Annotated in this window: 11 protein-coding genes; 7 read left to right on the top strand and 4 right to left on the bottom strand. The window is 70.7% G+C overall.

Going from position 1 to position 13,425, the window contains the following annotated elements; genetic code table 11:
* Window positions 1–5: 5 nt before the first annotated feature.
* Entirely contained in the window at window positions 6–926 is a 921-nt protein-coding gene (locus BXA03_RS16180) for a LysR family transcriptional regulator (protein ID WP_083716122.1), read from the bottom strand.
* A gap of 112 nt (window positions 927–1,038) precedes the next feature.
* Here BXA03_RS16180 and BXA03_RS16175 point away from each other — a divergent pair, with 112 nt between their 5' ends.
* The 4 genes from BXA03_RS16175 to BXA03_RS16160 are packed head-to-tail and all read left to right on the top strand — an operon-like array spanning window position 1,039 to window position 6,603.
* On the top strand, window positions 1,039–2,277 hold the full coding sequence (locus BXA03_RS16175) for an NAD(P)/FAD-dependent oxidoreductase (protein ID WP_076509663.1): 1,239 nt from the start codon (window positions 1,039–1,041) through the stop codon (window positions 2,275–2,277).
* Entirely contained in the window at window positions 2,274–3,917 is a 1,644-nt protein-coding gene (locus BXA03_RS16170; RefSeq protein ID WP_234983709.1) for a hydantoinase/oxoprolinase family protein, read from the top strand. The genes BXA03_RS16175 and BXA03_RS16170 overlap by 4 nt, the downstream gene beginning before the upstream one ends.
* Window positions 3,914–5,602 carry a hydantoinase B/oxoprolinase family protein gene (locus BXA03_RS16165; RefSeq protein WP_083716121.1) on the top strand — a complete coding sequence of 563 codons (1,689 nt, stop codon included), beginning with the start codon at window positions 3,914–3,916 and terminating at the stop codon, window positions 5,600–5,602. Before BXA03_RS16170 ends, BXA03_RS16165 begins: the two co-directional genes overlap by 4 nt.
* Window positions 5,599–6,603: a Bug family tripartite tricarboxylate transporter substrate binding protein gene (locus BXA03_RS16160; RefSeq protein ID WP_076509661.1), complete on the top strand. Its 1,005-nt coding sequence runs from the start codon at window positions 5,599–5,601 to the stop codon at window positions 6,601–6,603. Before BXA03_RS16165 ends, BXA03_RS16160 begins: the two co-directional genes overlap by 4 nt.
* Before the next feature lie 999 nt (window positions 6,604–7,602).
* On the opposite strand, the gene metK is transcribed toward BXA03_RS16160, so the two are convergent.
* Entirely contained in the window at window positions 7,603–8,784 is a 1,182-nt protein-coding gene (gene metK, locus BXA03_RS16155) for a methionine adenosyltransferase (protein WP_076509659.1), read from the bottom strand.
* 208 nt (window positions 8,785–8,992) lie between these two features.
* On the opposite strand from metK, the gene BXA03_RS16150 reads away from it, so the two are divergent.
* Together BXA03_RS16150 and BXA03_RS16145 are read left to right on the top strand one after the other, a co-directional pair.
* Complete coding sequence (locus BXA03_RS16150; RefSeq protein WP_076509657.1) at window positions 8,993–9,865, top strand: lysophospholipid acyltransferase family protein; 873 nt, start codon at window positions 8,993–8,995, stop codon at window positions 9,863–9,865.
* A complete protein-coding gene (locus BXA03_RS16145) occupies window positions 9,862–10,737 on the top strand; it encodes an LpxL/LpxP family acyltransferase (protein WP_076509655.1) in 876 nt (291 codons plus the stop codon). Before BXA03_RS16150 ends, BXA03_RS16145 begins: the two co-directional genes overlap by 4 nt.
* 84 nt (window positions 10,738–10,821) lie before the next feature.
* On the opposite strand, the gene BXA03_RS16140 is transcribed toward BXA03_RS16145, so the two are convergent.
* Both BXA03_RS16140 and yihA read right to left on the bottom strand, forming a co-directional pair.
* Complete coding sequence (locus BXA03_RS16140) at window positions 10,822–11,736, bottom strand: alpha/beta fold hydrolase (RefSeq protein WP_076509653.1); 915 nt, start codon at window positions 11,734–11,736, stop codon at window positions 10,822–10,824.
* 54 nt (window positions 11,737–11,790) lie between these two features.
* Complete coding sequence (yihA, locus tag BXA03_RS16135) at window positions 11,791–12,558, bottom strand: ribosome biogenesis GTP-binding protein YihA/YsxC (RefSeq protein ID WP_083716120.1); 768 nt, start codon at window positions 12,556–12,558, stop codon at window positions 11,791–11,793.
* A gap of 97 nt (window positions 12,559–12,655) precedes the next feature.
* On the opposite strand from yihA, the gene BXA03_RS16130 reads away from it, so the two are divergent.
* Window positions 12,656–13,315, top strand: a complete 660-nt coding sequence (locus tag BXA03_RS16130) for a c-type cytochrome (protein WP_076509651.1) — start codon at window positions 12,656–12,658, stop codon at window positions 13,313–13,315.
* Window positions 13,316–13,425 lie beyond the last annotated feature (110 nt).

Raw genomic sequence — 13,425 nt, 5'->3', positions numbered from 1 at the left:
GTCGTTCAGTCCGCGGCAGCCCGCGCCGCGCGCTGCTGCAGCAGCGCCACGAAGGCCTGGGCCGGTGGTGACAGCGCCAGCCCCCGGCGCTGGTAGATGTAGTAGGGCCGCCGCATCTCCGGCCCCCGCAGCTCGATGAAGCGCAGGCCGAAGTTGCCGGCGAAGGACCGCGCATAGTCCGGCACCGCCGCCAGCCCGGTGCCCACGCCGACCAGCGCCAGGGCGGTGGTCAGGTACTCCACTTCGGCGGCGGTCTGCAGCGAGAGCGAGGCATCGTGCGCATGCAGGTGCCGCTCCAGATGCCGGTTGAACTCGCTCGAATAGAGCACCCAGCGCTCGTTGCGCAACTCGTCCCAGGCCACGGCCTTGCGTCCGGCCAGCGGATGGCCGGCGGCGCAGACCAAGCGGATCGGCACGTCCATCAGGAAGGTGCGGGCCACGTCCTCGCCGGTGGGCCGCTCGGGGCCCACGCCCAATTCGGCATCGCCACGGCGCACGGTGCCCACCACCGCATCGGCCGTGGCGTCGGCCATGCGCAGGCCGATCTCGGGATGCGCCGCCTCGAACTCGCCCAGCACGGCCGCCACCCAGGTGCAGGCCAGCATCTGCGGCGCCACCACGCGCAGCAGGCCGGTGCGCAGCGAGCGCAGGTCCGAGGCGCCTTCGGCCATCTGCTGCAGGTCGTCCAGGATGCGGCGCGCCAGCGGCAGCAACTGGCGGCCCGCCTCGGTCAGCGTCACGCTCTGACCGCGGTCGAAGAGCGGCAGGCCCAGCGCCTCTTCCAGCTGCTGCACCAGCATGCTGACGGCCGATTGCGTGAGGTGCAGCTGCCGCGCCGCCGCCGTGAAGCTGCCCGCGCGGGCCACGGCGGCAAAGGCGCGCATCTGCCGCAGGCTGAGGGCGTTGAGGGTTGGGGAGGGCTGCACCAGCGTGGAACGGGCAAGGTGATGGAACGCGGCCGATTATCAGAAGTCTTGATGGGGCCATGAAAAGAATTGGCTGGCTTGATGGCCGACAAGCTTTCCAGAATGCCGGCCCATGCACATCGCCGTCATCGGAACCGGAATCGTGGGCAGCTGCACCGCCGCCTGGCTGCAGCGCGACGGCCATCGCATCACCTTCGTCGACCCCCTCGACGCCGGCGAGGCCTGCTCCTTCGGCAATGCCGGCTCGCTCTCGCCCAGCGCCTGCCTGCCCGTGGGCATGCCCGGCATGTGGAAGAAGGTGCCGCGCTGGCTGCTCGACCCGCTCGGCCCGCTGACGGTGCGTTGGGCCTATGCGCCGGTGGTGCTGCCCTGGCTGTTGCGGATGCTGCGGCATTCCTCGCGCGAGGAGGTCACGCGCATCGCCACCGCGCTGCGCACGCTGCTGGCGCCCATCTTCGACAGCTATGCGCCGCTGCTCGACCATGCCCAGGCACAGCACCTGGTGCGGCGCAGCGGCTGCCTGTATGTCTTTTCCTCGCGCGAGACGGCGGCGCAGTGGGCCTGGGGCATGAAGCTGCGCCGTTCGCTCGGCGTGCAGATGCGCGACGTGGAGCAGGACGAGCTGGAGGCGCTGGAGCCGGACCTCAAGGGGCGCTTCCGCTTCGGCATCCTCGCGCCGGAGAACGGCTCCACCTCCGATCCTTCCGCGCTCGTGAAAGCGCTTCATGCCCAGTGCCTGGCCGATGGCGCCACGCACCTGCGCCGCCGCGTCACCGGCTTCGAGCGGCAGGGCGGGCATGTCACAGCGCTGCAGCTGGACGAAGGCGCGCCGCTGCCCGTCGATGGCGTGGTGGTGGCCGCGGGTGCCTGGTCCGGCCGGCTCGCCGCCGCGCTGGGCAGCCCGGTGATGCTGGAGACCCAGCGTGGCTACCACGTCACCGTGCAGAGCTCCAACCTGCAGCTTCGCCATACGGTGATGGCCGTGGAGCACAACCTGATGGTCAACCCCATGGCCATGGGCCTGCGGCTGGCGGGCACGGTGGAATTCGCAGGCCTGGCTGCCGAGCCCAACATGGCACGCGCCGACGCGCTGCTGGCGCAGGGCCGGCAGCTTTTTCCGCACCTGGACACCTCGGCCTTCAGCCGCTGGATGGGACACCGGCCCTGCATGCCCGACAGCCTCCCGGTGGTCGGCCCGGCCCGCGGCGCCGACAACGCCTGGCTGGCCTTCGGCCACGGCCACATGGGTATGTGCATGGGCGCCACCACCGGCCGCGAGATCGCGCACCTGGTGGCCGGACGGCCCACGCAGGTGGACCTGGCGCCCTTCTCGGCGGAGCGCTTCCGGTGAGCGCGGCGCCCTGGTCGCTGGGCGTGGACATGGGCGGCACCTTCGTCGATGCCGTGGCGCTGCACGAGGACGGCCGCAGCGTGGCGATCAAGCATCCGCGTGCGGGTCGGCGGCTGGCCGAGCCGGTGGTGGAGGCGCTGGACCGGCTGTGTGCCGAGGCCGGCATCGCGCCCGAGGAAGTGGGCGGGGTGGTGCACGGTTCCACCGTCATCACCAACCTGCTGCTGGAGCGGGACGAGCCGCCGGTCGCCCTGGTGTTGACGCGTGGCTTCGGCGACGTGCCGGTGCTGGCGCGACAGGACCGGCGTGCGCTCTACGAGCCCGTGGTCGCGCCGGCGGTGCCCGAGGCGGCGCTCTTTCCGCAGCCGCTGCGCTTTGAGATCGGCGGGCGCATCGATGCCGAGGGCCGCGAGGTCGAGCCACTGGACCTGACGGCGCTCGACGCCGCCGCAGACGCCATCGCGACCGCGGGCGTGCAGGCGGTGGCGGTCTGCCTGCTGTTCTCGCATCGCAATCCTTCGCATGAACAGCAGGTCGGCGAGCTGTTGCGGGCGCGTCTGCCGCATCTGCACGTCTCGCTCTCGCACGAGGTCGATCCGGCGCCGCGCGAGTTCGAGCGCGCGCTGACCACCGCGCTGGATGCTTATGCCAAGGCGCTGGCGGCCGGCTACCTGCGGGCGCTGGCCGAGGCGCTCTCCGCCCGCCGGTTGCCTGCACCGATGCTCATGCATTCGGAAGGCACGGTCCGGCCCTGGCAGGACCTGGCCGCGCGTCCGATCGGGCTGGCGATGTCCGGCCCTTGCGCCGCCCTGCGCGGCGTGGCGGCCTGCCTGGACGTAGGCGCCCACCGTGGCGCCGTGCTCACGCTGGACGTGGGTGGCACCAGTGCCGACATCGGGCTGCTGCACGGCGGCGAGCCGGCCTTCGCCGAATCGCTGGAATGCGGCGGGCTGGGCATCCGCCAGCGCTGCGTGGACATTGCCTCCATCGCCATCGGTGGCGGCAGCGTGCTGCAGGTGCTGGCGGGTGCGGCGCTTCGCATCGGCCCGCGCTCGCAGGGCGCCTGGCCGGGGCCGGCGGCCTATGGGCAGGGCGGCACCTTGGCGACGCTGAGCGATGCGCTGTGCGTGCTCGGCCGTCTGCCTGATCGGTTGGCGGGCGGACTCGTGCTGGACCGCCGTGCCGCCGAGGCCGCGCTCGCGCGCGACGTGGCCGTGCCGCTGGGCCTGCCGCTCGACGAAGCGGCCGAGGCCGTGGTGCAGGCGGCTGCCGCGCACATGGCCGAGGCGCTCAAGACCCATGCCTTCCAGCGTGGCCTGGATCCGGCGGACGCGCTGCTGGTGGCCGTGGGCGGCGGCGGCGCGCAGCATGCGGCGGAGGTCGCCGCGCTAGCCGGCATGACCGCCGTGCGCGTGTTGCCGCAGGCCGGCGTGATGGCGGCGCTGGGCATGGTGCGCGGGCCGGAGGAAGTGGCCGCGACGCCACTACACACGACGACTGACGCCTGGGCCGGCATCGCGCCGGAGGGCGATGGTCCGGCCGCACTGTTCGCGCCGATGACCACGGTGTGGGTGCCGGCCGGCTGGTGCTGGCGCATCGAGGCCGACGGCGCGCTGTCGCTTGCGGTGTCCACCCGATGAGCACCGCCCTCGACCCCGCCGTCGCACTGCGCATGGAGCCCCTGCGCCTGGCCCTGCAGGGTGCGGCCGACCGCATGCAGTCGGCCATGATGCGCGCCGCCGTCTCCACCATCGCCCGCGAGGGCGGCGACTGCGCGGCGGCGCTGTTCCTGCCCGACGGGCGGCTGCTGGCGCAGGCCCGTTCGCTGCCGCTGCTGCTGGGCTCGCTCATCCCGGCCGTGGCCGGCGTGCTGGCGCGCTTTCCGGCCGGTGTCATGCGCAGCGGGGATGTCTATCTGCTCAACGACCCGTGGTCGGGCGGCACGCACCTGCCGGACATCGCGCTGGTGCATCCCGTCTTCGACGGCCGCGAGCTGATCGCCCTGGCCGCCACCAGCCTGCACCACCAGGACGTGGGCGGCATGGCGCCGGGGTCCATCCCGCCCGACGCGACCGAGATCCACCAGGAAGGCCTGCGCCTGCCGCCCGTGCGCTGGCGTGATGCAGCGGGCGTGCTGCCGGACATCGACGCCATCCTGGCCGCCAATACCCGCACGCCCACCAACCTGCGCGGCGATCTCGAGGCGCAATGGACCGCGCTGGCCCAGGGCGCGCGCGAGCTGCGACAGATCGCCCGCCACACGGGCGAGCGCTTCGCCGCGGTGTGCGATGCATTGCTCGCCCAGTCCGCCGACATGACCCGCGCCGCACTGGCCGCCGTGCCCGATGGCGAGTGGCATTGGCACGACGCGCTCGATGGCGCCGGCGAGGGTTCCGAGCCCATCGCCATCGCCGTGCGGCTGCACAAGCAGGGCGAGGCGATCACGCTCGACTTCGAGGGCAGCGCGCCGCAGGTGCGCGGACCGCTCAACGCCTCCGCAGCGGCGATGCTGTCGGCGGCCCTGTTCTTCATGCGCACGCTGGCGCCGCAGGCGCCCAACAACGCGGGCTGCCTGGCGCCGCTCACGCTGCGGCTGCCGCCCGGCAGCGTGGTCAATCCCGACTGGCCGGCGGCCGTCAATGCCCGCACGGCCACGGTCAAGCTGGCCTGCAACGCCATCCTCGGCGCCTGGGCGCAGGCCATGGGCACGCAGGGCCAGGGTGTGGCCCCGCATGCCGGCGTGGCCACCGTGCTCGCGCTCAGCGGCACGCGCGGCGACGGCCGGCGCTGGATGTTCACCGAGATCATCGCCAGCGGCGCGGGCGCCAGCGCCACGGCACCTGGGCGCGCGGGTGTCTCCACCGACGTGGGCAATGCCCGCAACACGCCCATCGAGGTGATCGAGGCCGAGGCGCCCATCCGCGTGCTGCAGTACGCCATCCGCCGAGGCTCCGGCGGTGCGGGCGCGCAGGCCGGTGGCGACGGCGTGCGGCGCGAGTACCTGCTGCTCGATGGCGAGGGCTGGATCGCCTACCGCGGCGAGCGCCACCGCAGCCAGGCCCGCGGCGCCCAGGGCGGCGCTGCGGGTGCCAGCGCGTCGGCACGCCTTCTGCATGTCGACGGGCGCGTGCAGCCGCTGGCCGCGCGCAGCCGGGTGCGCTGGCAGGCCGGCGATCGGCTGCTCATCGAGACCGCGGGCGGCGGCGGCTGGGGGGCGGCGGCCGCGGATGCAGCGGCTGCCGGCGCCTCGTCGCCACCGTCTACTTCTTCATCGTCTTCCCCGTCGTCTCCCCTCCATCCCGACCCCCGCCAGGAGTGCCCATGAACCGACCGTCCTTCCCTCTTCGCCGCCGCGCCGGCCTGGCCCTGGTGGCGGCCCTTGCCACCGGTGCACTGCTGGCACCGGCCCTCGGCCAGGCGCAACCGGCCTATCCGGGCAAGCCCATCCACATCGTCGTGCCCTTTCCGCCCGGCGGCAGCACCGACGTGCTGGCGCGGCGCATCGGCGACAAGCTGGCCAGTGCCTGGGGCCAGCCGGTGGTGGTGGACAACCGCGCCGGTGCCGGTGGCACCGTGGGTGCCGACTACGTGGCCAAGTCCGCGCCGGACGGCTACACGTTGCTGATGGGCGTGACCGGCAGCAATGCCATCGCGCAGGCGCTGTACGCGAAGCTGCCCTACGACGTGGTCAAGGACTTCGCGCCCGTCTCGATGGTGGTGAGCGCGCCGCTCGTTCTGGCCGTGAATCCCGACGTGAAGGTGCGCACGGCGCAGGAGTTCCTGGCGCTGGCCAAGTCGAGGCCGGGCGGGCTGAACTACGGCTCGGCCGGCAACGGCACGTCGATGCACCTGACGGGCGAGATGTACAAGCAGGCCGCGGGCGTGTCGATGGTCCACATCCCCTACCGCGGCAGCGCGGGCATGCTGACCGACCTGATGAGCGGGCAGATCCAGGCCACCTTCGGCGACGTGCTGGTGCTGATGCCGCAGATCCAGGCGGGCAAGCTGCGGGCGCTGGCCGTCACGTCGAAGACGCGGCACCCGATGCTGCCGGATGTGCCGACGCTGGACGAGGCTGGCCTGAAGGGCTTCGAGGCCTTGTCGTGGCAGGGCCTGTTCGCGCCGGCCGGCACGCCGCCCGAGGTGGTGGAAAAGCTGAGTGCCGAGGTGAACAAGGCGGTGCGTTCGCCGGATGTGCGCGAGTATTTCGCGTCGCGCGGTTTCATCGTCGAGGGCACGACGCCGGCGGCCTTCAAGGCGCTGATCGAGGCCGAGGTGAAGAAGTGGACGCCGATCGTGAAGTACTCGGGGGCGCGGGCGGATTGAGCGCGCTGGACGCTCCGCCGGCCCCGGCCCGCCCGGCCGCCTCGCCCACAGGCTGCGCCGCTCGCTGAACGCTCGCGGAACCTGCGGTGCTCGCCGGATGAGCGCGCGGCGTAATTCGCTACGCGCTTCGCGCTGCGCTCAAACAAACGCCGCGAGTCAGTGACGACCGGCCCGCGGGGACCGCGGGCCTCGCTCGTCCGGCTGCGCGCCTCGGCGCATCCTGAGGGCGAGTCGGCCGGGCGGGCCGGGGCCGGCTCCAGGGGTGTTCGGGCGTGGTACTCCCCTTTGGCGTCCTTGAAGACAACGGAGACCCGTTCACCCGACAGCCGTTCACGCTGAAAAGCGCAGGTCAGCTCACCCAGCAGCCGTTCGGGCTGAGCTTGTCGAAGCCAGCGCATGTGGGGATCAACGCCCTTCGACAAGCTCAGGGCGAACGGGTTGATGGACTCAGGGCGGACGGGTTGATTGACTCAGCGGCTGGGCAAGCGTACTGATTGCGTAAGCACGCGGATGGGCCCGTTGGAACCTGACCAAGGCCAACACCCGCCGATCACCCCCAAGCCCGGCGGGAGCGGCCCCCAGGGCGTGGCCGTTGGGCGTGCCGAGGCGCGCAGCCTGGCGAGTGAGGTGCGCGAGCATCGCGCACCGGCCGTCTCTGACTCGTGGCGCTTGTCCGAGCGGAGCGCGGCAGCGCGTAGCGAGTTGCGCCACGCACTCGCCAGGCGAGCACCGCAGGGGACCCCGAGCGTTCAGCGAGGGGCACGCACATCGGCCGCGCCCTGGGGGCCGCTCCCGCCGGGCGTCTTCGCGGAGACAACGGTCCTCCGAGCCCGTGTGCGTCCCCATTGAATCCTCTCGCTTCTTGCGTGCGAATGGCATGTGGCAGTGGCCCCACGAGCCAAAGGAGCCTGCACAGCAGCCCAACGGCACCCCGCAGAAAGCCCCAAAACAAAACGGGGCCCCGAAGAGCCCCGTCACTCACTCAGCGGAGGAACCGGATCACAGTCCCGCAGCCGCCTTCAGCGCCGCCGCCTTGTCCGTGCGCTCCCACGTGAACTCCGGCTCCTCGCGGCCGAAGTGGCCGTAGGCGGCGGTCTTGGTGTAGATCGGACGCAGCAGGTCCAGCATCTGGATGATGCCCTTGGGACGCAGGTCGAAGTGCTCGTTCACCAGCGCCGCGATCTTGTCGTCGGAAATCACGCCCGTGCCTTCGGTGTAGACCGTGATGTTCATCGGCTTGGCCACGCCGATGGCATAGGCCACCTGCACCTGGCACTGGCGCGCCAGGCCGGCGGCCACCACGTTCTTGGCCACGTAGCGGGCCGCGTAGGCGGCCGAGCGGTCCACCTTCGACGGGTCCTTGCCCGAGAAGGCGCCGCCACCGTGCGGGCAAGCGCCGCCGTAGGTGTCCACGATGATCTTGCGGCCCGTCAGGCCGCAGTCGCCCTGCGGGCCACCGATGACGAAACGGCCCGTGGGGTTGATCAGGTAGCGCGTTTCCTTGAGCCACTCCTTGGGCAGCACCGGCTTGATGATCTCCTCGATCACCGCCTCGATGAAGCTGGCCTTCATCTTGGTGGCGGTCTCGCTCTGGTCCGGGTGGTGCTGCGTCGACAGCACCACGGTGTCGATGCTGTGCGGCTTGCCGTCCACGTAGCGCATCGTGACCTGGCTCTTGGCGTCGGGACGCAGGAAGGGCAGGCGGCCGTCCTTGCGCAGTTGCGCCTGACGCTCCACCAAGCGGTGCGCGTAGTAGATCGGCGCGGGCATCAGCTCGGGCGTCTCGTCACAGGCATAGCCGAACATCAGACCCTGGTCACCGGCGCCGGTGTTCAGGTGGTCGTCGCTGGCCTGGTCCACGCCCTGGGCGATGTCGTTGGACTGCTTGTCGTAGCAGACCATCACCGCGCAGCCCTTGTAGTCGATGCCGTAGTCGGTGTTGTCGTAGCCGATGCGCTTGATGGTGTCGCGCGCGACCTGGATGTAATCGACGTGCGCGTTGGTGGTGATCTCGCCCGCCAGCACCACGAGGCCCGTGTTGGTCAGCGTCTCGGCGGCCACGCGCGACCGCGGGTCCTGTTCGAAGATGGCATCGAGGATCGCGTCCGAGATCTGGTCGGCCACCTTGTCCGGGTGACCCTCGGACACCGATTCGGAAGTGAAGAGAAAGTCGTTCGCCATGTTCGAGAAAACTCCTGCAAGAAGGATGCGGACCGGGCGTTTGCCGGCACCCTCGGGGAGTCTCTGGCGAACGCTTTAGCAGTTGGGTTTAACGTCGCCCTGCAAGTAGTCCTGTAACTCGGCGACAATTTCGATTCTATTCATGCCGGCCTCAGCCCGCTGAGCCGCGCGTCGGTTTTCCACCCACCCGTTTGTCCGACAACACCTGATGACCGCGTTGTTTCGTCTGCTTGCCCGTGCGCCTTTGCCGCTGATGCATGCACTGGGCGGGCTGCTGGGCTGGCTGGTCTGGGCGCTGGCGCCGGACTATCGGCGGCGCTTCCGCGAGAACACGGCGCAGGCCGGCCTTGCGCCGGCGCAGTGGCGCCCGGCCATCGCCGCCGCCGGCCGCATGGCCGCCGAGCTGCCCTGGCTCTGGGCCCGGCCGGCGGGCGAGAGCGTGTTGCCCCGGGTGCGCCAGTGGACGGGCGATGAGGCCCTGGGCGCCGCGCTGGCTGCGGGCCGCGGCGCCATCGTCATCTCGCCGCACCTGGGTTGCTGGGAACTGCTGGGCCAGGCCCTGGGCGAGCGCTTCCTGGCCAGCCACGGGCCCATCACCGCGCTGTTCCGGCCGCCGCGCAAGCCGTGGATGGCGGCGTTGATGGAAGGCTCGCGCGACCGGCCCGGGCTGCACATGCTGCCCACGGATGTGTCGGGCGTGCGCGGGCTCATGCGTGCTCTCAAGAAGGGCGGCTACACCGGCATCCTGCCCGATCAGGTGCCGCCGATGGGGCAGGGCGTGTGGGCGCCCTTCTTCGGCCGACCGGCCTACACCATGACCCTCGTGCCGCGCCTCGCGCAGCTAACTGGCGCCCAGGTCTTCCTGGGCGTGTGCGAGCGGCTGCCGCGCGGCCGTGGCTATGCCGTGCGCCTGCAGCCGCTGGATGCGCCGGCCCTTTCCGACCCCAAAGCCGCCCCCGAAGAGGCCGCTACCGCCATGAACCAAGGCATCGAGCAACTGATCCTGAGCCTGCCTGGCCAGTACGTCTGGGACTATGCGCGCTACAAGGCGCCGCGCGCCGAGATGGAGACGGCGCGATGAGTTTTTCGGCCCGCCTGGGCATCGGCTTCATGCGCGCGCTGGCCCATCTGCCGCTGCCGGTGGTGCGCGGCCTGGGCGCGGCGCTCGGGCCGGTGCTGCATGCCCTGGCCAAGCCGCGCCGCCATGTGGTGGACGTCAACCTGGCCCTGTGCTTCCCTGAGAAGACGCCCGAGGAGCGGCGCCGCATCGCGCGCCAGACCTTCGTCTACGTCGCCCAGGCCTGGTTCGACCGCGCCTGGCTATGGCATGCGCCGGCCGAGGTGATCCGCCAGCGCGTGACGCTCAAGGGTGCGCTGGACGAGATCGACGTGGGCGAGCAGCCCACCATCCTCTTCGCGCCGCACTTCTACGGGCTGGACGCCGCCGCCACGCGGCTGACCATGCACACGCCCAAGCAGTCCACCACCATCTACACCACGCAGCGCAACCCGGTGATGGACGAATGGACGCGCGAGGGTCGCACCCGTTTCGGCAACGTGACGGTGCTGCACCGCATGGACGGCGTGAAGCAGATCGTGGCCAACCTGCGCCGCGGCGGTCTGCTCTACCTGCTGCCCGACATGGACTTCGGCCCGGCGCACACCGAGTTCGTGCCCTTCTTCCACACGCTGGCCGCGACCACCCCCTCGCTCTCACGCTTCTCTCGGCTGGCGCGGGCCAAGGTGGTGCCGGTGCTGTCGCGGTTGACCAAGGACGGCTACGAGATCGAGGTGCTGCCGTCCTGGCAGGACTTTCCGACCCATGACGCCATCGCGGACACGGCGCGCATGAATGCGCAGCTGGCCGAGTGGATCCGCACGATGCCCGCGCAGTACTACTGGGTGCACCGGCGCTTCAAGACGCGGCCGCCGGGCGAGCCTTCGGTGTACTAGAGGGGAAGGCCGCTTCCAGGCTTCGACAGGCTCAGCCTGAACGGTGTCGGGTCAACTGGACCCCATTCGCGCACCCGCTGGTGCTCAGCCTCTCAGGCGCGGATGCCGCTGGATGAAGGCGCCGATGCGCGCCATTACCAGTTCGGGCTGCTCGTGCACCACCCAGTGCGTGGCGCCATCCAGCCGCTCGACCTCGAGCTGGGGCACGTAGTCCTCCAGGCCATCGAGCAGGCCGGGGCGCAGGGCGATGTCGGCCATGCCCCAGAGCACCAGCGTCGGGATGTCCACGGTCAGTCGCTCGCGCGGGATCTCGGGAATGTCGGCGCCCGGCTTCAGCGGCGTGACGCGGTAGAGGTTGCACGCGCCCACGAGGCCCTGCGACCACACGTCGCGGTACTGGGCCCTCACGTCCTCGGTGAGCCAGTCGGCATTGCCTGCGCCGGCCTGCATGGACGACAGCATGCCGAAGAGGCGCGCGAAGTCGTCGCGCGCCAGCACCTCCTCGCTGCCCGGGCGTGCCAGCCAGTTCATGTAGGCGCTGGCTTCCTGCTGCTCGGCGCTGTTCTTCAACTCGCGCGCGAAGGTGCCGGCGTGCGGCGAGTTGATGATCACCAGCCGGCCGACCCGCTCGGGCATCGCGTTGGCCATGCCCCAGCCGAAGGCGCCGCCCCAGTCGTGGGCGATCAGCGTGTCGATCTGTCCGCCGGCCGACTCGCTGTCGGCCAGTGCGCGCAGGTCCTGCATCAGGCGATGGGCCTGGTAGGCCTCGACTTCCGCCGGTGCGCTGGAGCGCTCGAAGCCTCGCAGGTTGGGCGCCACGCAGCGGTAGCCGCCGTTCTCGGGCCGGGCGAAATGCGTCAGCAGCGGGTCCCAGATGAAGGCCGCCTCCGGAAAGCCGTGCAGAAAGAGCATCAGCGGCCGGCCGGGCTCGCCGGCCGCGCGGCAACTCAGCGTGATGCCATGCGGCAGCGCGCGCTCGAAGGTCTGGATGTCGGTCATCGCACGTGTCTCCTGGGTGTGGGTCGGAAGACGCGTGCGTGGATGCAGGTCGCGTCAGCCGGCGTCGGGGTGCGTCCAGCGCCAGATGATCTCGGCCGCTTCGTCCACACCCTGCTTCTTGAGGGCGGAGAAGAGTCTGACCTCGCCGCCGCCGGCCTGCAGTCGCGCAATCGACAGCGCCTTGTTGGCCTCGGCCCGCGTGAGCTTGTCGGCCTTGGTCAGCAGCACCAGGAAGTTCAGCCCCTGCTCGACACGCGGGCGGATCACTTCCAGCAGCACCTCGTCCAGTTCGGTCATGCCCAGGCGCGGGTCGCACATCAGCACCACGCCGGACAACTGCTCGCGCGTCATCAGGTAGTTGCCCATGACGCGCTGCCAGCGCAGCTTGGCCTCGCGCGGGACGGCGGCATAGCCGTAGCCGGGCAGGTCGGCCAGCACGGCATCGTCGACCTGGCCCTTGCCCACGCCGAACAGGTTGATGTGCTGTGTGCGGCCGGGCGTCTTGGAGGCGAAGGCCAGGCGCTTCTGCTGCGTCAGCGTGTTGATGGCGGTGGACTTGCCGGCGTTGGAGCGGCCCACGAAGGCGATTTCGGGCAGGCCCAGCGGGGGCAGGGTGTCCAGCCGCGGCGAGCTGAGCAGGAAGTGGGCGGTGTGCATCCAGCCCAGCGCAGTGCGGGCGCGCTCGGCGAAGGTGGCGGCGGGCGCCGGCGTCGCAGCGACGGTGGAGGCGGGCGGACTGGCGTTCTCCGCCGATCCGCTGGCGGGTGCCGCTGCGGCGTCGGCCGCGTCATCCGCAGGAGAGGGCGGAAAAGTTTGATCCATTCGGTACAGGGTTCTCAAGGAGGCCGTTGGGAGGGTGGGCGATTGTAGAATTGCCCGGTTTTGCGCCAGTCAGCGTACGAGTGAAGAAGCCCACGATATGAAGTTGTTCGCGCCTTATCTGCTTGCTGCCGTGCTGGGAACCGTTCTGGGGGGAACGGCCATGGCGGCAGATGCTCCGGCCGCCGCGGCCAAGCCCGCCAAGCCCGATCCCGCCAGGGGCGACACCATCTACACGCAGGGCCCCGCCAACGGCGTCGCCTGCGCCTCGTGCCACAACGCAGACGGCAATTCGGCCATCGCGGCGAACCCCAAGCTGGCACAGCAGCACCCCGAATACATCCTCAAGCAACTGCACGAGTTCAAGTCCGGCAAGCGCAAGAGCGCGATCATGCAGCCCATGGTGGCCAACCTGAGCGAGCAGGACATGCGCGACATCGCCTGGTTCCTGGGCAGCAAGACCATCAAGCCCGGCTTCGCCAAGGAGAAGGACCTCGTCGTGCTGGGCGAGCGCATCTACCGCGGCGGCATCGCAGACCGTCAGGTGCCCGCTTGCGCCGGCTGCCACAGCCCGACGGGTGCCGGCATCCCTGCCCAGTACCCGCGCCTCGGGGGGCAGCACTCCGACTACACCGAAGGTCAGCTCAAGTCCTTCCGCGACGGCATCCGCACCAACAGCCCGCAGATGACCGGCGTGGCCGCCAAGATGAACGACCGCGAGATCAAGGCCGTCGCCGACTACATCGCCGGCCTGCGTTGACTTAACGCAAGTCAAAAAACCGCAGAACCAACCGCCGACAATTCCACTCAACAAGGGCGGGCCGATCCCTGGGATCGCCCGCCCTTTTTCCTGCCTATTGCTGCTTTCGT

It is taken from the genome of Pseudacidovorax sp. RU35E (assembly GCF_900156165.1).
Taxonomy (GTDB): domain Bacteria; phylum Pseudomonadota; class Gammaproteobacteria; order Burkholderiales; family Burkholderiaceae_C; genus Xenophilus.
This window is presented reverse-complemented; position numbering and strand designations above follow the sequence as displayed.

Bases quoted from the DNA above. Each gene is read 5' to 3' on its own strand.
- BXA03_RS16175 (WP_076509663.1), top strand. From the start codon at position 1,039: ATGCACATCGCCGTCATCGGAACCGGAATCGTGGGCAGCTGCACCGCC.
- BXA03_RS16165 (WP_083716121.1), top strand. From the start codon at position 3,914: ATGAGCACCGCCCTCGACCCCGCCGTCGCACTGCGCATGGAGCCCCTG.
- BXA03_RS16160 (WP_076509661.1), top strand. From the start codon at position 5,599: ATGAACCGACCGTCCTTCCCTCTTCGCCGCCGCGCCGGCCTGGCCCTG.
- metK (WP_076509659.1), bottom strand. From the start codon at position 8,784: ATGGCGAACGACTTTCTCTTCACTTCCGAATCGGTGTCCGAGGGTCAC.
- BXA03_RS16150 (WP_076509657.1), top strand. From the start codon at position 8,993: ATGACCGCGTTGTTTCGTCTGCTTGCCCGTGCGCCTTTGCCGCTGATG.
- BXA03_RS16145 (WP_076509655.1), top strand. From the start codon at position 9,862: ATGAGTTTTTCGGCCCGCCTGGGCATCGGCTTCATGCGCGCGCTGGCC.
- BXA03_RS16140 (WP_076509653.1), bottom strand. From the start codon at position 11,736: ATGACCGACATCCAGACCTTCGAGCGCGCGCTGCCGCATGGCATCACG.
- yihA (WP_083716120.1), bottom strand. From the start codon at position 12,558: ATGGATCAAACTTTTCCGCCCTCTCCTGCGGATGACGCGGCCGACGCC.
- BXA03_RS16130 (WP_076509651.1), top strand. From the start codon at position 12,656: ATGAAGTTGTTCGCGCCTTATCTGCTTGCTGCCGTGCTGGGAACCGTT.